The 18,461-nt window shown below is 69.7% G+C and carries 22 protein-coding genes; 13 read left to right on the forward strand and 9 right to left on the reverse strand.

Annotation, left to right across the window (positions count from 1 at the left end):
• Positions 1-3: 3 nt before the first annotated feature.
• The 4 genes from CXQ97_RS09795 to CXQ97_RS09810 all read left to right on the forward strand — a co-directional run bounded on the left by CXQ97_RS09795 (position 4) and on the right by CXQ97_RS09810 (position 2,420).
• Positions 4-1,206, forward strand: coding sequence for an acetoin utilization protein AcuC (locus tag CXQ97_RS09795; RefSeq protein ID WP_258062463.1), 1,203 nt, complete (start codon positions 4-6; stop codon positions 1,204-1,206).
• 42 nt (positions 1,207-1,248) lie between these two features.
• Positions 1,249-1,767 (forward strand): helix-turn-helix transcriptional regulator, encoded by a 519-nt coding sequence (locus CXQ97_RS09800; protein ID WP_104180684.1) that lies wholly within the window; start codon positions 1,249-1,251, stop codon positions 1,765-1,767.
• 156 nt (positions 1,768-1,923) lie between these two features.
• Positions 1,924-2,136, forward strand: a complete 213-nt coding sequence (locus CXQ97_RS09805; protein WP_104180685.1) for a helix-turn-helix domain-containing protein — start codon at positions 1,924-1,926, stop codon at positions 2,134-2,136.
• Between the two features lie 185 nt (positions 2,137-2,321).
• On the forward strand, positions 2,322-2,420 hold the full coding sequence (locus CXQ97_RS09810) for an AURKAIP1/COX24 domain-containing protein (RefSeq protein WP_003792170.1): 99 nt from the start codon (positions 2,322-2,324) through the stop codon (positions 2,418-2,420).
• 116 nt (positions 2,421-2,536) lie between these two features.
• Here CXQ97_RS09810 and CXQ97_RS09815 read toward each other — a convergent pair whose 3' ends face one another.
• The gene (locus tag CXQ97_RS09815; protein WP_104180686.1) at positions 2,537-3,349 is read right to left on the reverse strand and encodes an HAD family phosphatase; all 813 of its coding nucleotides are present in this window, start codon (positions 3,347-3,349) and stop codon (positions 2,537-2,539) included.
• 75 nt (positions 3,350-3,424) lie between these two features.
• On the opposite strand from CXQ97_RS09815, the gene CXQ97_RS09820 reads away from it, so the two are divergent.
• Both CXQ97_RS09820 and CXQ97_RS09825 read left to right on the forward strand, forming a co-directional pair.
• Positions 3,425-3,679 carry a glutaredoxin family protein gene (locus tag CXQ97_RS09820; RefSeq protein ID WP_104180862.1) on the forward strand — a complete coding sequence of 85 codons (255 nt, stop codon included), beginning with the start codon at positions 3,425-3,427 and terminating at the stop codon, positions 3,677-3,679.
• A gap of 156 nt (positions 3,680-3,835) precedes the next feature.
• The gene (locus CXQ97_RS09825) at positions 3,836-4,522 is read left to right on the forward strand and encodes a redox-sensing transcriptional repressor Rex (protein ID WP_258062464.1); all 687 of its coding nucleotides are present in this window, start codon (positions 3,836-3,838) and stop codon (positions 4,520-4,522) included.
• A 40-nt stretch (positions 4,523-4,562) separates the two neighbouring features.
• Here CXQ97_RS09825 and CXQ97_RS09830 read toward each other — a convergent pair whose 3' ends face one another.
• Positions 4,563-5,222 (reverse strand): hypothetical protein, encoded by a 660-nt coding sequence (locus CXQ97_RS09830; RefSeq protein WP_104180688.1) that lies wholly within the window; start codon positions 5,220-5,222, stop codon positions 4,563-4,565.
• Between the two features lie 193 nt (positions 5,223-5,415).
• On the reverse strand, positions 5,416-5,973 hold the full coding sequence (locus tag CXQ97_RS09835; RefSeq protein WP_104180689.1) for a YceI family protein: 558 nt from the start codon (positions 5,971-5,973) through the stop codon (positions 5,416-5,418).
• 168 nt (positions 5,974-6,141) lie between these two features.
• On the opposite strand from CXQ97_RS09835, the gene CXQ97_RS09840 reads away from it, so the two are divergent.
• The 5 genes from CXQ97_RS09840 (at position 6,142) to ccsB (ending at position 11,164) form a co-directional block, all read left to right on the forward strand.
• Entirely contained in the window at positions 6,142-6,816 is a 675-nt protein-coding gene (locus CXQ97_RS09840; protein WP_104180690.1) for a histidine phosphatase family protein, read from the forward strand.
• A 90-nt stretch (positions 6,817-6,906) separates the two neighbouring features.
• A complete protein-coding gene (locus CXQ97_RS09845; protein WP_104180691.1) occupies positions 6,907-7,476 on the forward strand; it encodes a TlpA disulfide reductase family protein in 570 nt (189 codons plus the stop codon).
• Between the two features lie 36 nt (positions 7,477-7,512).
• Complete coding sequence (locus tag CXQ97_RS09850) at positions 7,513-8,304, forward strand: cytochrome c biogenesis CcdA family protein (protein ID WP_258062486.1); 792 nt, start codon at positions 7,513-7,515, stop codon at positions 8,302-8,304.
• A gap of 101 nt (positions 8,305-8,405) precedes the next feature.
• Entirely contained in the window at positions 8,406-10,130 is a 1,725-nt protein-coding gene (locus CXQ97_RS09855) for a cytochrome c biogenesis protein ResB (protein ID WP_258062465.1), read from the forward strand.
• The gene (ccsB, locus tag CXQ97_RS09860; RefSeq protein ID WP_104180693.1) at positions 10,130-11,164 is read left to right on the forward strand and encodes a c-type cytochrome biogenesis protein CcsB; all 1,035 of its coding nucleotides are present in this window, start codon (positions 10,130-10,132) and stop codon (positions 11,162-11,164) included. The genes CXQ97_RS09855 and ccsB overlap by 1 nt, the downstream gene beginning before the upstream one ends.
• 294 nt (positions 11,165-11,458) lie before the next feature.
• On the opposite strand, the gene CXQ97_RS09865 is transcribed toward ccsB, so the two are convergent.
• Positions 11,459-11,905, reverse strand: coding sequence for a PLD nuclease N-terminal domain-containing protein (locus tag CXQ97_RS09865; protein WP_104180694.1), 447 nt, complete (start codon positions 11,903-11,905; stop codon positions 11,459-11,461).
• 30 nt (positions 11,906-11,935) lie between these two features.
• On the opposite strand from CXQ97_RS09865, the gene CXQ97_RS09870 reads away from it, so the two are divergent.
• Positions 11,936-12,241 (forward strand): DUF4229 domain-containing protein, encoded by a 306-nt coding sequence (locus CXQ97_RS09870; RefSeq protein WP_104180695.1) that lies wholly within the window; start codon positions 11,936-11,938, stop codon positions 12,239-12,241.
• A gap of 27 nt (positions 12,242-12,268) precedes the next feature.
• Here the strand turns inward: CXQ97_RS09870 and CXQ97_RS09875 are convergent, their stop codons facing one another.
• The 5 genes from CXQ97_RS09875 to CXQ97_RS09895 all read right to left on the reverse strand — a co-directional run bounded on the left by CXQ97_RS09875 (position 12,269) and on the right by CXQ97_RS09895 (position 16,711).
• Positions 12,269-13,150, reverse strand: a complete 882-nt coding sequence (locus tag CXQ97_RS09875) for a 1,4-dihydroxy-2-naphthoate polyprenyltransferase (RefSeq protein ID WP_104180696.1) — start codon at positions 13,148-13,150, stop codon at positions 12,269-12,271.
• A 48-nt stretch (positions 13,151-13,198) separates the two neighbouring features.
• Positions 13,199-14,329 carry an AMP-binding protein gene (locus CXQ97_RS09880; RefSeq protein ID WP_104180697.1) on the reverse strand — a complete coding sequence of 377 codons (1,131 nt, stop codon included), beginning with the start codon at positions 14,327-14,329 and terminating at the stop codon, positions 13,199-13,201.
• A 7-nt stretch (positions 14,330-14,336) separates the two neighbouring features.
• Positions 14,337-15,290, reverse strand: coding sequence for a 1,4-dihydroxy-2-naphthoyl-CoA synthase (locus CXQ97_RS09885; protein ID WP_104180698.1), 954 nt, complete (start codon positions 15,288-15,290; stop codon positions 14,337-14,339).
• 110 nt (positions 15,291-15,400) lie between these two features.
• Positions 15,401-15,838, reverse strand: coding sequence for a VOC family protein (locus CXQ97_RS09890; RefSeq protein ID WP_104180699.1), 438 nt, complete (start codon positions 15,836-15,838; stop codon positions 15,401-15,403).
• A 441-nt stretch (positions 15,839-16,279) separates the two neighbouring features.
• Positions 16,280-16,711 carry a hotdog fold thioesterase gene (locus CXQ97_RS09895; protein ID WP_104180700.1) on the reverse strand — a complete coding sequence of 144 codons (432 nt, stop codon included), beginning with the start codon at positions 16,709-16,711 and terminating at the stop codon, positions 16,280-16,282.
• A 454-nt stretch (positions 16,712-17,165) separates the two neighbouring features.
• Between CXQ97_RS09895 and CXQ97_RS09900 the strand changes: the two genes are divergently transcribed.
• On the forward strand, positions 17,166-18,458 hold the full coding sequence (locus CXQ97_RS09900) for an ABC transporter substrate-binding protein (protein ID WP_104180701.1): 1,293 nt from the start codon (positions 17,166-17,168) through the stop codon (positions 18,456-18,458).
• Positions 18,459-18,461 lie beyond the last annotated feature (3 nt).

Raw genomic sequence — 18,461 nt, forward strand, 5'->3', positions numbered from 1 at the left:
GGAATGTCTACGCATTCCAGGTCAGCGGTGCCCCTCCAGGTCGTCTGGGGCGAATCCATGCTGGCCTACGACTTCGGCGGGCAGCACCCCATGAACCCGGAGCGGCTGCACCTCACTGCACGGCTCGTGCGGGAATGCGGGCTGCTCAACCTCGACGGTGTGGCGGTCGCCGACCCTTTCGTCGCCTCCGACGACGACCTCGCGACCGTCCACAGCGCGGACTACATCAGGGCCGTGCGGCAGGTCAGCAGCAACCCGGGCACCTCCGACGCCGCCCGAGGGCTCGGCACCGAGGACAACCCGGCGTTCGAGGGCATGCACGAGGCCAGCGCGCGGCTCGCGGGTGGCTCGCTGGGCGCGGCCGAGGCCATCCTCGACGGCACAGCCGTGCGGGCCGTCAACTTCGGGGGCGGGATGCACCACGCCGCCCGGTCACGGGCCAGCGGCTTCTGCATCTACAACGACACCGCCGCCTCCATCCAGCGGCTGCTGGACCGCGGCGCGCGGAGGGTCCTCTACATCGACGTCGACGCCCACCACGGCGACGGCACCCAGAGCATCTTCTGGAACGACAGTCGCGTCATGACCGTCTCGCTGCACGAGACGGGCATGAGCCTCTTCCCCGGTACGGGCTTCGCCAACGAGACCGGGGGGCCGCAGGCCGAAGGCTCGGCGGTGAATGTCGCCCTGCCGACGACCGCCGGGGATGCCGCGATCCTGCGGGCCTTCCACGCCGTCGTCCCGCAGCTCGCAGTAGCTTTCGCGCCCGACGTCATCGTGAGCCAGCACGGGTGCGACTCCCACCGGGAGGATCCCCTCACGAACCTGCGGGTCAGCGTCGACGCCCAGCACGCCATGATGGTCGCCGTCCGGGACCTGGCGGACCGCCTGTGCGGGGGCCGGTGGATCGCCACCGGAGGAGGAGGGTACGCCCTCGCCAGCGTCGTGCCCCGGTCCTGGGCCCTGCTCGTCGCCGTGGCGGCGGGAGCGGCCACCGGCCCGAGGACCCCGGTGCCCGACGCGTGGCGCCAGTACGTCCTCGAGCGGCACGGCGTGGAGGCTCCGCGCCTCATGGGCGACGGCGCCGACACGTGGTGGCGCTCCTGGGAGGTCGGTTACGATCCGAACGACGAGCTGGACCGCACGGTGATGGCCACGCGGAAGGCCCTGTTCCCCCTGCACGGACTCGATCCCTGGTTCGACTAACCGCAGGATGCCGTCGGGCGCATATATCGCTAGGGTGGGCGGATGGGAATCGATGATGTATTCGCCGTCATCGCCGAAGGCACGCGCAGGCAGATCCTGAGGCACCTGCGCGACGGCGACAAGGCCGTGGGCGAGCTCGTGATCGAGCTGCAGGTGAGCCAGCCGACGGTCTCCAAGCACCTGAAGGTCCTGCGGGAAGCAGGGCTCGTCACGATGCGGGCCCAGGGCCAGAAGCGCTACTACTCCCTGGACACCGCGCCGCTCGGACACGTGCGTGAGTGGCTGGCCGGGTTCGAGGCGGCGGGAGCGCAGGCCCCTGCGTCGACCGACCCCGGCGCGGCCCTGCAGGGGCGGCCCGATCCGGCGCCCGAGACCGTGTCGGATGCCATCGCCGCAGCGGAGCCGGCGGAGGCAGGGGTACTCGCCGCCGCGGTCCTCGCGGGACCGGCACCGGCGGAGGTGGACATCCCGAGGCCCCAGATCGGCAGGACGATGGGACGTGCGGCCGAGCGTGCTGCCGACCTGCTCTCGCAACTGCGCCGCCGTCGCGATCCGTCCTAGCCGCCCTTTCACTTCTGTCACATCTGCCACTACAGTTGGCCCTTAGACGGACAATCCTTTTGCTACAAGGCGACACGCCGTACAGTCGCCCCGGGGTATGCTTCTCGATGCCGGTCGGACGAAGCGCGGGCCTCCATGCAAAGGAAAAGTGGTGAGATGGCAGACGGGAACACCTTCTCGGATGTGCAGTTCCTGACGGTCGCCGAGGTGGCGGATCTCCTGCGCGTCTCGAAGATGACCGTGTACAGGCTCGTCCATGCAGGAGACCTTCCGGCGGTGCAGTTCGGCCGCTCCTACCGCGTCCCCGAATCCGCAGTGGGGGAGTTCCTCCGCAACTCCCAGGTCGACGGACAGTCCGAGAGCGCCTGAGCCGTCAGGCCTGTTCTCCAAACGGATGTACCCTGTTAAGGAGCGTTTGGGGCGGGTTTTCACCCGCCCGACTTTTTGCATCACCAGGGCAACTGCCAGCAGGCACACGCCATCCGCCACCAGTGCAGGCCCGCCGGTTCCCGGCCGCGGTCGGTGCTGGCACCACGACAGTCTGTGAGGACTCTATGGGTTCAGTAATCAAGAAGCGCCGCAAGCGTATGGCCAAGAAGAAGCACCGCAAGCTGCTTCGCAAGACCCGTCACCAGCGCCGCAACAAGAAGTAGCCAGGCGCCCGGCCTCGAGCCGGGGCCTGCCGACCGGCCCGGATCCCCGCCCTCGTGGCAGGGGAGCCGGGCCGCCGTCGTTCCCGGGTGGATCCTCCCCGGACGGGGGAGTGGGGTCAGCGGCTCCGAAAGCGCGAGAACCCGCGCCACAGTCCGTACACGGACCCGGCGAGGGTGGCCGCACGGAGCCCGAACGTCGCGGCGCGGCGCCCGCTGCGGAAGTCGTACACCGGCCAGTTGTTGGCGCGGGCATGGCGGCGCAGGCGGTTGTCGGGGTTGATCGCGACGGGGTGTCCGACGACGGTCAGCAGGGGGATGTCGTTGTAGGAGTCGCTGTAGCCCCAGCAGCGTGAGAGGTCGAGGTTCTCGCGTTCCGCGAGGACCAGGATCGCGGCGGCCTTGGCCGGCCCGTGCAGGAACTCGCCGACCAGTTTGCCGGTGTAGAGTCCCTCGGCCACCTCCCCGACCGTCCCGAGGGCGCCCGTCAGGCCCAGCCGGCTCGAGATGACGCCCGCCACCTCCACGGGTGTCCCCGTCACCAGCCAGACCTGTCGGCCCGACGTGAGGTGCTGTTCGGCCAGGGCCCGGGCGCCCGGCCAGATCTTGGACGCGATCATCTCGTCGTAGACCTCCTCGCCGAGCGCCAGGATGTCCTCGTGGGCGATCCCGATGGCGAAGGCCAGGGCTGCGTCACGGACCGAGTTCACATCGGTCATGGTCTCGCCGCGCATGATGAAACGGAGCTGCTTCCAGGCCAGTCCCGCCGCGAACCGCAGGGTGAACGCCTTCCGCTGGTACATCTTCCGGGCCACGTGGAAGAGGCTCGCGCCCCGCATCAGCGTGTTGTCGACGTCGAAGAACGCCGCCTCGCCCCTGTGCGGTGCCGGAGGCTCTGGGAGGGGCCGCGTGCCCCGGGGTGCGTCCGGCATGTTCCGAGTGTAGTTCTCTCCCGGCCCTTCCCCGCGGCGCGGCAGTACGGTGGGGGGATGGAACTGCCTGCCGAGATGCCGGGGCCCGGCGTCGTCCTCCTCACCCGCCCCGAGTGCCATCTGTGCGAGGACGCGCGGGACGTGGTGGCGCGCGTGACCGCGGACGTCGGCGTCGGCTGGCGGGAGCTCTCCGTGGCCCAGGCGCCCGCGCTCGGCGCGCGCTTCGCCGAGGAACTGCCCGTCCTGTTCATCGACGGCGTGCAGCGCGATTTCTGGACGATCGACGAAGGCCGGCTGCGCCGGTTGCTGTCCCGTCCGTCCGGCCTGTGAGCCCGTCCAGGGCGCAGCCCCCGGCTTGGTGACCCCGCACCGTCGGCATACAGTGGGGGTACTTCCGCCCCCCGACGACGAGGGACCGGACGGTCCGCCCGCTCACCGCGGACGGTGGCGCTAGCAACGGAGCCGATGACAGTGACAACGCCGGACATGCCTGGTCTCCATCCCGTCGGGGATGGGGCACGCCGCATCCCGCCCGCGTCCGTGGCCCGCCTCACCATCTACCTGCGGGCCCTCAACGCACTGCTCGCGGAAGGGGTCGACCGCGTGTCCTCCGAGGAGCTCGCGGACGCGGCAGGGGTCAACTCGCCCATGCTCCGCAAGGACCTCTCGTACCTCGGTTCCTACGGCACGCGGGGGGTCGGCTACGACGTACAGGTCCTCAACCGGCAGATCTCCATCGCCCTCGGGCTCACTCTCGACTGGCGTGTGGCCATCATCGGTGCGGGAAACCTCGGCCGCGCGCTGGCGGGCTACTCCGGGTTCGTTTCACGGGGTTTCGAGATCGTCGCGCTCTTCGACGCCGACCAGCTCGTCGTCGGGTCGGAGGTCGGGTACCTCCGGGTGAGCGCCATCGACGACCTCGAGGCGGTGCTGGAGCGCACGCGCACCAACATGGCGGTCCTCTCCGTGCCAGGAGCGGTCGCTCAGGAGCTGTGCGACCGGCTCGTTGCCGCGGGCATCGCGAGCATCCTCAGTTTCGCGCCCGTGGTGCTGCAGGTTCCGCCGCACGTGCAGCTGCGCAAGGTGGACATGGCCACGGAGTTGCAGATCCTCGCCTACCACGCACAAAGGGCGCAGGAGCCGGACCTCGGTCCGATCTCCCACGCCCAGTGATCGGCGACCAGTTCGCTCGCCGCGATCGACGGCTGCCTGGTCAGTACCCGAGCTTCTGCGGCGCGAAGTAGGGCCGTGCGGGCTTCAGCCAGGTCATCACGACGCCGGCGACGCCGAGGAGCATCACGATCACGCTGAGGGCCGTCGCAAGCCCTGACGTGGGCGGCACCGCCTGACCGCCGGCCTCTGCAGCCTGGCTCACTAGCGGCATGAGCAGGAGGGTGGCGGACACCGCCAGCACGTCGAGGGCGGCCAGGACGGTCGCCGTGATGCGCGCCCAGTTCCGGCCCCTCCGGATGAAGACGGCCAGGACCACGTAGATGGCGGTGAAGACGACCGCGAACACCAGGCCGAAGGCTACCCCGACGCCCGCACCCGCGACGTCGGGCATCTCCGTCGTCAGCGACGAGATGATGGAGGACACGAGGTAGAGGATGCCGGCGGCCAGGATGAGGTAGTAGGCCCTCATGACCTCCTTCGGGGCGGGGCCCTTGTCCGCCTGCTGGGGTACCGCGCCGCCGCCGGGGTAGGCGTAGCCCGAGGGCTGCGCCGCCTGGTAGCCGTACGGGCCCCGCTGTCCGGACGGCCCTTGGGTGCCGTCCGGGCCGACGGGGTTCTGGCCGCTCCCGGTCGTGGCGGGCGGGTTCCAGCCTTGTTCTCTGCCCTGCCCTGTGCCTGGGGTGTCCTGTGGTGTGCTCATTCGGCGTCCTCCGTTGCGCTCGTGTCCGGTCATCCATCCGCTGGTGCCCCCATGGACGTCCCTGGCGTGGATGTGGTTCCTGCAAGCGTAGTTCGTCGGTTCCCGGACGGAACAGGGCCGGACGCCGAAGGCCGGCGCCGTCGGGGAGGCGGCGCCGGCCTTCGGCGTGGGGGCGGCTCGGGGCCGCGCCGGATCAGGCGGTGACGACGGCGGGAGCCACGAAGGCGGCCTCGATGGTGATGGTCACCTTGTCGCCGACCAGGACGCCGCCGGCCTCGAGGGCCGCGTTCCAGGTCAGGCCGAAGTCCTTGCGGGAGATGCTGGTCGAGGCGGAGACACCTGCGCGGGTGGCGCCGAACGGGTCCACGGCCACGCCGTTGAACTCGGCGTCGAGGACCACGGACTTGGTGATGCCGCGGATGGTGAGGTCGCCGTTGATGCGGTAGGTCTCACCCGAGCCCTCGTGGGAGGTGGAGACGAAGGTCATCTCGGGGTATTCCTCGACGTCGAAGAAGTCGGCACCCTTGACGTGACCGTCGCGGTTGTCGTCGCCCGAGGTGAAGGACGCCGTCCTGATGGTCGCGGAGATGCTGGAGTCCTCGAGGGAGGAACCCACGGTGAGGGAGGCATCGACATCCTTGAAGGAGCCGCGCACCTTGCTGATGCCGGCGTGGCGGACACTGAAACCGACCTCGCTGTGCGCGGGGTCGAAGGACCAGGTACCTGCGGTGAGATTGGAGGGAACAGTCATGGTGAACTCCTGAGGTGGACCGGAAGATGCTTACGCCCTAGATAAGCATGCGTATGCATGATTTATTCCACAAATCAGTAAAATGTTCAACCATTGACCATCCGCCGCCCCGGGGGCGCGGACTCCACCGATTCGCCCTCGCGTGCGGGCATGCGGGAAACTGGAGGAATGCAGCGATCAACCGTCCACCTGGTGCGCCACGGTGAGGTCCACAATCCCGAGGGCGTCCTGTACGGCCGGCTCCCCGAATTCCACCTCTCCGAGCTGGGCCGGCGCATGGCCGAACAGGTGGCAGGCCACTTCGAGGAGCAGCGCCGCGCGGGGGCCAACATCGTGCACCTCGTGGCATCGCCCCTGGTCCGGGCGCAGGAGACGGCGCAGCCGGTCGCGGAGGCGCTCGATCTCGCCATCACCACGGATGCCCGCATCATCGAGGCGGAGAACCGTTTCGAGGGAATGTCGCGGATCAAGAGCAGGCTCCGCCAGCCGCGGTACTGGCCGCTGCTCGTCAACCCGTTCCGGCCCTCCTGGGGAGAGCCGTACGCGCGGCAGGCCGAGCGCGTGATGGCGGGTGTCCAGGATGCGCGACGCCGGGCGGTCGAGCTCGCCGGGGACGACCCGGACCGACCCGCCGAGGTGATCCTCGTCAGCCACCAGCTCCCCATCTGGGTCACGCGGCTCGCCGCCGAGCACCGCCGCCTGTGGCACGACCCGCGGCAGCGCGAATGCACCCTCACCTCGATCACGTCGCTCGACTTCGTCGGCGACACCGTCCAGCGGGTGCGCTACACGGAGCCGTGCGCCGACCTGCTGCCGGGTGCGGCGAATGTCCCCGGCGCGTAATAGAATTACTACACGTCGTAGAAATCAACGGAAGAAGCCGTGACTCCAACCGCACGCTCCACGAAGCGCCGCCCCCTCGTCGGGCTGGGGATGGCCCTGGCCCTCACCGTGCCGGTTTCCCTCGTGCTGACGTCGTGCGCTGCGGAGGACCCGCTCGCCCAGCAGGCCGCCGCGGGTGACGGCAAGAACTACATCGCGGGTGACGGCTCCGTCACCGAGTACGCGGCCGCGGACCGGGGAGAGCCCGTCGGGCTGTCCGGCGAGCTCTTCGACGGCACCGCCGTGTCCAGCGCGGACTGGGACGGGCAGGTCACCGTCCTCAACTTCTGGTACGCCTCCTGCGCCCCCTGCCGGGAGGAGGCGCCGAGCCTCGTCTCGCTGCACGACGAGTTCCAGCCGCAGGGTGCCGCCTTCTACGGCGTGAACATCCGCGACGAACGCGCGACCGCCGAGGCCTTCGAACGCAGCTTCGACATCCCCTACCCGAGCTTCGACGACAAGGACGGCGGTGTGCTGCTCGACATGACGCAGTACGTACCGCCGCAGGCGGTGCCGACGACGATCGTCCTCGACCGCGAGGGGCGCGTATCGGCCCGGATCCTCGGACTCGCCGACCGCAGCACCCTCGAGGCACTGATCGATGATGCCCTCGCCGAATAGCGCGTCCGCCGCGCCGCGCCGATGAACCTCCCGACGATGCCGGTGGGCTCGGCCGTGTCCGTGCCGTTCGCCGCGGGGAACGGCTTCGCCGACACCGTCCTCAACGGTTCCATGCTCCTCGCCCTGCCGGTGGCCCTGCTGGCCGGCCTCGTCTCCTTCGCGTCGCCCTGCGTCCTGCCGCTCGTCCCCGGCTACCTCGGGTACGTCACCGGGCTGACCGGAGTGGATCTCGAGAAGCAGAAGAGGGGGCGCATGGTCGCCGGGATCGGCCTGTTCGTCCTCGGCTTCTCCGTGGTCTTCATGGCCTACGGGACGCTGTTCGGTCAGCTCGGCGCCTTCCTGCGCGTCTCCCAGGGCTGGCTCATCCAGGTGTTCGGCGTCGTCGTGATCCTTCTCGGCATCGTGTTCATGGGTGGCCTCTCCTGGTTCCAGCGCGAGAGCCGGGTCCACGCCAGGGTGCCGGCAGGCCTGCTGGGAGCCCCCCTCCTCGGGGTGACCTTCGGACTGGGCTGGGCGCCCTGCATCGGGCCCACGCTCGGTGCCGTCCAGCTGCTCGCGATCTCCGGTGACGACGCCACGGCCCTCAAGGGTGCCGTGCTCACCTTCGTCTACTGCCTGGGCCTCGGGTTGCCGTTCCTGCTCATCGCGCTCGGCGTGCGCCGCGGCATGGGAGCTCTCGCCTTCTTCCGGCGGCACCGGCTGCTGCTGCAGCGGTCGGGCGGCGGGCTGCTGGTGCTCGTCGGCGTGCTCATGGTGAGCGGCGTCTGGAACCTCCTCATCACGCAGCTCCAGGACCTGCTGATCGGCAACGTGGTCCTGCCGATCTGACCGGGCGGTCCGACCGGACACCACGACGAGCACCACCACGACGAGCACCACCACGGACACCACGACGAGCACCACGAGCACCGACACGACGGAAGGCCACAGTGAAGCAGGACGTTTCGAAGGACACGAGGGACGGGACGGGCACCACGGGTGCCAGGTCCGATGTCGTCCTGCCCTCGCTCGGGCTCCTCGGCACCCTGCGATGGGCCTGGACGCAACTGACGAGCATGCGGACGGCGCTGTTCCTCCTGCTGCTGCTCGCCGTCGCGGCCGTGCCCGGCTCGCTGTTCCCGCAGCGCCCGGCGAATCCCGCCGTCGTGACGCAGTACCTCCAGGACAACCCGGACACCGGGCCCGTCCTCGACTGGTTCCAGCTCTTCGACGTCTACTCGTCGGTCTGGTTCTCCGCGATCTACCTGCTGCTCTTCGTCTCGCTCATCGGCTGCGTGATCCCGCGCGCGATCGCGCACTTCAGGGCTGTCCGCTCGAAGCCTCCGCGCACGCCGAAGCGGCTCTCCCGCCTGCCCGTCTACGGCACGCTCGAAGTGCCCGCCGGGCGGGCCCGCGACGCGGGGCTCACTCCTACCGCCGCCGTCGAGCAGGCCGCCGTGCTCCTCAGGAAACGCGGCTACCGCGTGGAGGTGCGCGACGCCGGGACCGAGCGGCCCTCCGTGGGTGCGGAGCGTGGCCTGGCCAAGGAACTCGGCAACCTCGTCTTCCACACGTCGCTGATCGGCGTCCTGGTCTCGGTCGCCGTCGGCGGGCTCTTCGGCTACAACGGGCAGAAGGTCATCGTCGAGGGCGACAGCTTCGTCAACACGCTGATCGGTTACGACAGCTTCAGCCCCGGATCCAACTTCTCCGACGACCGGCTCTCGCCCTACTCCCTCCGCCTCGACACCTTCGACGTCCGCTTCGACCGGGACCAGATGAGCCACTACGGGCAGCCGCTCGACTTCACCGCGAAGGTCACCACGCAGGACGGCCCGGGCGAGGACGAGGAGCAGCAGGTCCTCAAGGTCAACGCGCCGCTCACCATCGGCGGGACGAACGTGTACCTCGTCGGGAACGGCTACGCGCCCGTCGTGACCGTGCGCGACGGCGAGGGCAACATCGCCTCCGAGGGACCGGTCGTCTCGGTCCCGTCCGACGCCCTCTACACGTCCCTGGTCGTCCTCAAGGCACCCGACGCCAAGCCGGACCAGCTCGGGTTCGTGGGGTTCTTCCTCCCCACGGCCTTCGTGGACGAGGAGGGCGTCTCCTTCTCGCGCGACCCGGACCCCTTCAACCCCCAGCTCAACCTGAACTCCTATTACGGCGACCTGGGTCTCGACGACGGCACCCCGGAGAACGTCTACGTCCTCGACACGGAGAACCTGACAGAGCTCAACAGCCGGAACAACGACGACGGCGGGATCGTGCTCGGCGTCGGCGAGACGTACGACCTGCCCGAGGGCAAGGGGTCGGTCACCTTCGACGGGCTCAAGCGCTACGTCGCGCTCGACATCCACCACGATCCGGGCGAGGTGGGAGCCCTCGTGTTCTCCACCCTCGCGCTGCTCGGCCTGACGGCGTCCCTGTTCATCGGGAGGCGCAGGCTGTGGGTGAGGACGGGTGAACACCCGGACGGGCGCATCATGCTCGAGTACGGGCTGCTGGCACGCGGCGAGGACCACCGGCTCACGGCGGAGGCCAAGGCGGTCGAGAAACTGCTGGCGGACCGCTGGTTGGTCCCGTCCGGTACCGCGGGGGAACATAGGGAGCAGGACGCCGCGCAGTCGGCAGCCGGCTCCGGGCACGCGCACCACAACGCAAAGGACAACTGATGCCACTACCAGTCAACGCCGAGCTCGGGCAGGTCAGTGAGCTCTTCATGCTGCTCGCCTCCATCGCCTACGTGGTGGCCCTGATCTTCTTCGTGCTCGACCTCGTGAAGTCGAGCTCGACCATCGGGGCGCTCGAATCGCGCCTCGCCGACGAGAAGTCAGCTCCCGCCCGCACCTTCGCAGGGGTGGGTGCGCGTGAGTCGGGCCCGACGACGGCCGCCGTTCCCACAGGCCCTGCGACGGCCGACGACTCCATGGACTACGGCTCCGGCCCCCGGCGTGGACTGGCCCGCGTCGCGGTCTCGCTGACCGTCCTGGCGGCGCTGATCCACGGTGCGGCCGTCATCACGCGGGGCGTCGCGGCCCACCGGGTGCCGTGGGGCAACATGTACGAGTTCTGCACCACGGGCGCCTTCCTCGTCGCCCTCATCTTCCTCGTCACGCTCACGCGCAAGGATCTCCGCTTCGTCGGCTCGTTCGTGCTGGGACTCGTCGTCATCATGATCTGTGCCGCCACCGTCGGCTTCCCGACGCCCGTCGCCCGACTGATCCCGGCCCTGCAGAGCTACTGGCTGATCGTGCACGTCTCGATCGCCGTCGCGTCCTCGGCGCTCTTCACGATCACGTTCTCCATGTCCGTGCTGCAGCTCCTGCAGACCTCGCGGGAGGCCAAGCTCCTCGCGGGCAAGGCCGACAATGCCAGGTTCCTGCGCCTGGTGCCGTCCGCCCTGAGCCTCGAGAACCTGTCCTACCGCCTCAACGCCGTGGCGTTCGTCGGCTGGACCTTCACCCTCATGGCCGGCGCCATCTGGGCCGAGCAGGCCTGGGGCCGCTACTGGGGCTGGGACACCAAGGAGGTCTGGACCTTCGTGATCTGGACGTGCTACGCCGGCTACCTGCACGCCCGCGCGACACGGGGCTGGACCGGGACGCGCGCCGCCTGGCTGTCGATCGTCGGATACCTCTGCATCGTGTTCAACTTCACGATCGTCAACATCTACTTCTCGGGACTGCACAGCTACTCGGGGGTCTAGCTGGGGGAGTCACCTGTACGAAAGCCCCGCGGCACGCGCCGCGGGGCTTTCCGGTTGTAGGGGGACCCCTCGCGGGGCGCATCGTGGGGCATCCCATGCGGAGCGAGTGGTCCGGAGCGGGTCGTCCGGCGGGTCGGAACAGGGCGCTGCACGCCCGCCCGAGCGCGGTGGCTCTTCGGGCGTGAGGGGCGACGTCAGCTCGGGCGGGCAGGGGCGACGACGCCCGCGGGCTGCATCAGCCGGTGGGCAGCAGTGTCGCAGAGGGCCGGTCCCGATGGTGCGGCGCGGCTCCCGTCAGGGGTGATGCGCTCCCGCAGGGCCGGACCCGGCGTCGTCGTTGCCTTCGCCGTCGTGCTTGTCCTCCGGGGCGGGGGAGTCCTTCCCGACCTCGCGGGCCTTCGCCTCGCGTTCCTTCTGCTCCTGCTCGCGCCGGCGCCTCTCCTCCTCGCGGGCGCGCTGCCACCGCTGTGCCTCGAGGTTCTGAAGGAACGCCGGGTCGTCGTCCGGTGCCGTGGGCTGGCGCGGTGAGGGGCGTCGCGGCCCGGACGGTCCCTGCTTGCGGGGACGGCCGAACAGGAACCACATCCCGGCGCCGATGAGCGGCAGCACGAGGATGGTCAGGAACCACGCGGTCTTCGAGATGCTCCGCACTTCGTGTTTTCGGCTCATGACGCAATCGATCAACGCGTAGATGACGACGGCGACCGCCAGGATCGCGGCGAAGAGCAGGAGGCGGGGCATGCGCCAATTGTAGGCGAGTAAACTCGGAGCGTGGCCTTCCTCAAATTCACCGCCCTGCGCCTGCTGCTGATCGTCGTGTTCTACGTGGCGTGCGTGCTGCTGGGCCTCGGATTGTTCCTGTCCGCGGTGGTCGCCGCGATCCTCGCCTGGTGCGTCACCTACCTGTTCGCGCGGAACCTCCGTGACGCCGCCGCGGCGACGCTGCAGCGCCGCCTCACGCCCGGCGCCCCGCCGGTGCGGACGGCGGTGGAGCTCGACGACGCCGCCGCCGAGGACGCCCTGGACCCCAACACCCCGGTGAACGCGGATCGCAGGCCCCGCGGTACCGCGGCCTGACAGGAGTCCCCGCGGCCTCCCGCTCGCCTACGTGAGGACGCTCACCACGATGCCGGTGGCGAACAGGATGCTGAACCCCAGATTGATCAGGCCCGTCTGCTTGAGCACGGGGATCAGGCTCTCGCGCTTGCTGCCCTTGAGCATCAGCCGGCTCGGCATCAGGCAGGCCGGGACGAGCAGCAGGACGAGCAGCACCCAGGGGTAGTCGGGGGTCAGGGACAGCGGCAGCAGGATGGCCGCCGCGAGCATCATGACGTAGCTGATCCGGGCCGGGGTGTCCCCGAGGCGCACCGCGAGCGTCCTCTTGCCCACCGCGCTGTCCGTGGGGATGTCGCGGACGTTGTTGGCCATGAGCAGTGCCATGGCGATGAGACCCGTGCTGATGGCACCGATCCAGGCGGCCGCACCGAGCCGGTCCGCCTGCGTGAAGGTGGTACCCAGCGTCGCGACGAGGCCGAAGAACACGAAGACGAACAGGTCGCCCAGCCCGAGGTAGCCGTAGGGATTCTTGCCCCCGGTGTACCCCCACGCAGCGGCGATGCAGCCCACGCCCACGAGCAGCAGCAACCATGCCTGTGACAGGACGATCAGCGCGAGGCCCGCGAGCACGGCCAGGCCGAAGCAGATGAACGCCGCCGCCTTCACCTGACCGGGCCGGGCCACACCGGAGCCTGTGAGGCGCAAAGGACCCACCCGCTCGTCGTCCGTCCCACGGATGCCGTCCGAATAGTCGTTGGCATAGTTGACACCCACCTGCAGCAGGACCGACACGAGCACCGCGAGCACCGCGTTGACCGGCTTGAACGAGCCCAGCCCGAAGGCGGCGGCGCTCCCGATGATCACGGGGGCGAAGGCCATGGGCAGGGTACGGGGGCGGGCTCCTTCGAGCCACTGTGCGGCAGTCGCCACGGAGAAATCCTTGTCGTCGGGCGGATCGGGTGTCGGTGTCCTGGGCGCCTAGGCGTGTTCGAGGAGGGTGGAGATGGTGCGGCGGTCGGGCTTGCCGCCGGGCAGCAGCGGGAAGGCGTCCAGGGTGACGATGGCCTTCGGGACGGCGTGTGCTCCCAGTTCGACATGGACAGCCTGCCGAATGACGTCGGCATCGACGTCGCCGACGACCGCCGCAGCCACCGCGGTGCCCCATTCCTCGCTGGAGATGCCGAGCACCATCGCCTGTTCCACTCCCGCCAGCGCCTCGATGACGTCAGAGACCTTCGTCGCCGACACCTTCAGGCCGCCGGTGATGATGACGTCGTCGATCCGCCCGTGCACGGTGACCGACCCGCCGAGTGACACCTCCCCGGCATCGTCGGTGACGAACCAGCGCTCACCCGCGTTGAAGACGAACTTCTCCTCGGTGAGGTCGGGCGCGCCGAAGTAGCCGTCCGCCAGGACCGGACCGCCGATGCGCAGGCGTCCCCCCACCGAGCGGAGCTCGACGCCCTCGAGCGGCGTGCCGTCGTAGACGCATCCGCCGCACGTCTCGCTCATGCCGTAGGTCTCGACGATCTTCAGGTCATGGCTCCGGGCGAGGGAACGCAACGATGCACCGGCGGGAGCCCCGCCGAGGAGGATCCCGTCGAAGCGTCGAAGCACCCGGAGAGTCTCCGGCGACGGGTCGGCGAGCAGCCGATGGAGCTGCGTGGGGACCAGGGAGGTGAAGCGGACCCGGTCCGTCAGTTCCGCCGCGGCGCTGGTGAAGGCCGCAGGGGTGAAACCCGCGGAGGTGTCCATGACCCACGGCTGCGTGCCGGCGAAGAGGGACCGCACGAGCACCTGGAGGCCGGCCACGTAGTGCACGGGAAGCGTCAGGAGCCACTGGCCCTCGGCCTTAAGCGCGAGGGCCGTGCCCATGGCGGACGCGGCGAGGGCGTCGACGCTGAGCATCGTCTGCTTCGGCAGCCCGGTGGACCCGGAGGTGCTGATCACGGCGGCGATCTCGTCGTTCGGCAGGACGCCGTCGAAGGTCTGGTCCGGCCTCGCGTGGGGGGCGACGGCGGGGCCCTCGCCCGCGAGGGCGGCGGCGAGGGGCTTCAGCAGGCCGAGGGGGTCGAAGCCCTCGGGGGTGTGCACGGGGAGGATTTCCACGCCGCTCCTAGAAGTAGTAGGGGAACGGGGACCAGTCGGGGGCCCGCTTCTCGAGGAATGCTTCCTTGCCCTCGACGGCCTCGTCCGTCATGTAGGCCATGCGGGTCGCCTCGCCCGCGAAGACCTGCTGGCCCGCGAGCCCGTCGTCGGGGAGGTTGAAGGCGAACTTGAGCATCCGGATGGCCTGCGGGCTCTGGCGCGCGATGTCGGCGGCGTACGCGAGCGCCGTCTCCTCCAGGTCCGCGTGGTCCACGGCCTCGTTGACCGCGCCCATCTCGACCATGTCCTGCGCGGAGTACTCGCGGGCCAGGAAGAAGATCTCCCGGGCCTTCTTCTGCCCGATCTGCCGCGCGAGCAGCGCCGAGCCGTAGCCGGCGTCGAAGCTGCCCACGGTGGCATCGGTCTGCTTGAACCTGCCGTGCTGCGCCGAGGCGATGGTCAGGTCCGCGACGACGTGCAGGCTGTGACCGCCCCCGGCCGCCCAGCCGTTGACGACGGCGATGACCACCTTCGGCATGGTGCGGATGAGCCGCTGGACCTCCAGGATGTGGAGGCGGCCGGCACGGGCCGGGTCGATGCTCTCCGTCGTCTCGCCCTCGGCGTACCGGTAGCCGTCGCGGCCGCGGATACGCTGGTCGCCGCCCGAACAGAAGGAATGGCCGCCGTCCCGGGGGCTCGGGCCGTTGCCGGTGAGCAGGACGGTGGCGACGTCCGGCGACATGCGGGCGTGGTCGAGTGCCCGGTAGAGCTCGTCGACGGTGCCCGGACGGAACGCATTGCGCACCTCCGGACGGTCGAAGGCGATGCGTACGGTGGGGAGATCGCGCACGGCGGTGCCGTCGGCGTCACGCTCCACCGCCCGGTGGTAGGTGAGGTCCGTGAAGTCCCCGAACCCCTGGACGACCCGCCAGCGGGTCGGGTCGAAGATGTCGGATACCTTGGCGGGGAGCTCTGAAGTCACCCGTCCACTCTAGCCGCGCGGCAGGGGGCGGCAGCCCCGCCGGGTCCCGGCGCGAGGGTCTGGGTCAGGCGGTTCCGGGTCCGATCGTTGCCGTATCCGGGGGGCCCGGTTCAAGCGATGCAGAACTCGTTGCCTTCCGGGTCGAGCATGACGTACCAGGTGTGGGGGCCCTGTGAATGACGCTCCACGTAGCGGGCGCCGCGGGCCTCGAGCCGCGCCCGCTGGGCGTCCCGGTCCGTTCCGCCGAGGTTGATGTCCACATGCATGCGGTTCTTCACCGTCTTCGGCTCCGGTACCGGCTGGAAGAGCATGCGCTCACGCCCCGGTCGGCCCACGTCCTCGGCGCGGCAGATTGCCGTCCCGTCCTTCCAGACACGCCTGCCGTCGTGTTCGATCACGTCCGATGCGCGGGCATGGCCCTCCGCGATCATCCTGTCGAGGAACGCACCGTCGGTGGGTTCGACCACCCAGTCGAGGGTCTCCGCCCACCAGTCGGCCTGGGCGTGCGGATCCTTGCAGTCGAGCGAGATCTGGATGGAGAAGGGCATGGCGACAGAGTAGGGCCGGTGAGCGGGTTTCGGAAGGTGCGGAGGTTCGGTGCCGTCCGCGGTCCTGGCCGCACCGGAGCCGGGTGGGGTCCACGGCGCTGCGCACCGCGGAGTAGTACCCGGACCTGTGACCCTCGGCCGTGGGATGCAGGTCGTCGACCGCACCGGCAGGGGTGGCGTCCGTGACCAGTTCCACCGGTGGGCTGCCGTCGGGGGGAGGCCGGGGAGGCTGGGGAGACCGGGGAGGCCGAGGCGTGCGCAGCTGACCGTGGAGGGCCGAGGCGCCGGGCCCCGACGCCCAGGAGTCGCCGAGGGCCAGGTAGGACAGGGGTTCCCCGGGCCGTGCCGGGGCCCGACCTGCGGCACTACCGAGCAGTGCGCTCGCGGCGTGGTCGACGACGGCGAGGCGGACCACCCGGGACCCTGCGACGGTCGGGATCCTCATCCGTCCGCGCCGTGGGCCGGGATGGGTCTGTCCAGGAGCAGGTTGGTGATGCGGAGGGTGCAGAGGCGCTGCCCCGCCTCGTCGGTGAGCAGCACCTCATGGGTCGTGAGGGTGCGTCCCAGATGGATGGGTGTCGCCGTGATGGTCACGGTCCCGGCCCGGGCGCCCTTGTGGTGCGTCGCGGAGACGTCCACGCCGACCGCCGTCTTCCCGAGCGTCGAGGCGTGGATCACGGCCGCCCACGAGCCGACCGCCTCGCCGACGGCCAGGGAGGCACCACCGTGCAGGAGGCCGAAGGATTGACGGTTGCCCGCCACCGGCATGGTCGCGACGACGCGCTCGACCGACTGCTCCACGATGGCGACGCCCATCTTCTCGTCGAGTTCGCCGAGAACGATGGTCCAGGGGGAGGAGGCTTCGTGCGTCATCGGAAAGGTACTCCTGGTTCTGGAAGGGCGGTCGTCGCCACTCTAGCGGGGCGCACAGCCCGGTCCCGCTCGGACTCCGGGTAACGATCCGATCACGCAGGGCCGAGCGAGTCCCCCCTGACCTGCGGCGATGTTCCTCCTATCAGGGATTTCGACCCAGTGGAAGCGCTCCCACTTGACAGTGTCGTGGGTCACAGTAAGGATGGTGCGACAGCGTGAGAGCGCTCCCACCGGATCTGATCTCCCGGTCGGATCCGGTCTCACGCTATGGCTGGCCACTCGCTCCGGCGGAGGGCGCCGGGCGCTCCCGGATCCCGTCGCCGACACTCCACCCCTGGGACGAACCCGTCGACGGGCCCCGGCCCGCGCCCTGCCCGGACGCCGCCCCCAGGATGTTCCATCCAGAACCCGCTGCACCCGGCGGTGGGATCCAACCCTGACAAAGGAGTCATCCGTGCACAGCAGAGCACGCACCACCACACTCTCCGCCGCGGCAGCATGCCTCGCCCTGGCCCTCACCGCCTGTGGATCCGGCGGTCCGGAGAACGCCGGCGTCGACGGCGAGACCGGAACCGAGGACGTCACGCTCTCGGTCGGTACGTTCAACGAATTCGGTTACGAAGAGCTGTTCACGGAATACGAGGAGCTCAACCCCAACGTCACCATCGAGCACAAGAAGGCCGCCACCTCGAACGAGGCCCGCGACAACCTCACCACGAGGCTCGCCGCCGGTTCAGGTCTGTCGGACATCGAAGGCATCGAGATGGACTGGCTGCCCGAGCTGCTCGAGTACTCCGACCAGTTCGCGGACCTCAGCGACCCCGCCGTCGAGGGCCGCTGGCTCGACTGGAAGACCGCTGCCGCCACCACCGAGGACGGGCAGCTCATCGGCTACGGAACGGATGCCGGCCCTCAGGCGGTGTGCTACCGCGCGGACCTGTTCGAGAAGGCCGGACTCCCGAGCGACCGCGAGTCGGTCGCGACGATGCTCGACGGATCGTGGCAGGACTACTTCGAGGCCGGCAAGGAGTTCGTCGTCGCGAGCGACGGCGTGGCATGGTTCGACTCCGCCGGAGCCACCTACCAGGGCATGATCAATCAGGTCGAGAACGCCTACGAGGACAGTGACGGCACGGTCATCGCGACCGAGAACGCCGACGTCAAGGACATCTACGAGCAGGTCCTGCAGGCGTCCGTCGAGGACGGGCTCTCCGCGCACCTCACGCAGTGGGAGGACGACTGGGTGGCCAGCTTCCAGTCCGATGCGTTCGCGACCAAGCTCTGCCCCGGGTGGATGCTCGGCGTCATCGAGGGCAACGCCGAGGGTGTCGAGGGCTGGGACATCGCCGATGTCTTCCCCGGCGGCGGCGGCAACTGGGGTGGTTCCTACCTGACCATCCCCACCCAGGGCGCCCACCAGGCGGAGGCCAAGAAGCTCGCCGAGTGGCTGACGGCCCCGGAGCAGCAGATCAAGGCGTTCGAGTCCAAGGGCACCTTCCCGAGCCAGGTCGACGCGCTGAAGAGCGAGACGCTCCTGGGCCAGTCCAACGCGTTCTTCAATGACGCCCCGACCGGCGAGATCCTCGCCAACCGCGCCACCGCGATCGACGTCCGGCCGTTCAAGGGGCCCAAGTACTTCCCCATCAACGACGCCATGCAGCAGGCCCTGACCCGCGTCGACGTCGACAAGACCGACGACCCCGCCTCCTCCTGGGAGAAGTTCGTCACCGCTGTAGGCGCTCTGTAGCCC

It is taken from the genome of Arthrobacter sp. B0490 (genome assembly GCF_002929355.1).
Classification (GTDB): Bacteria; Actinomycetota; Actinomycetes; order Actinomycetales; family Micrococcaceae; genus Arthrobacter_D.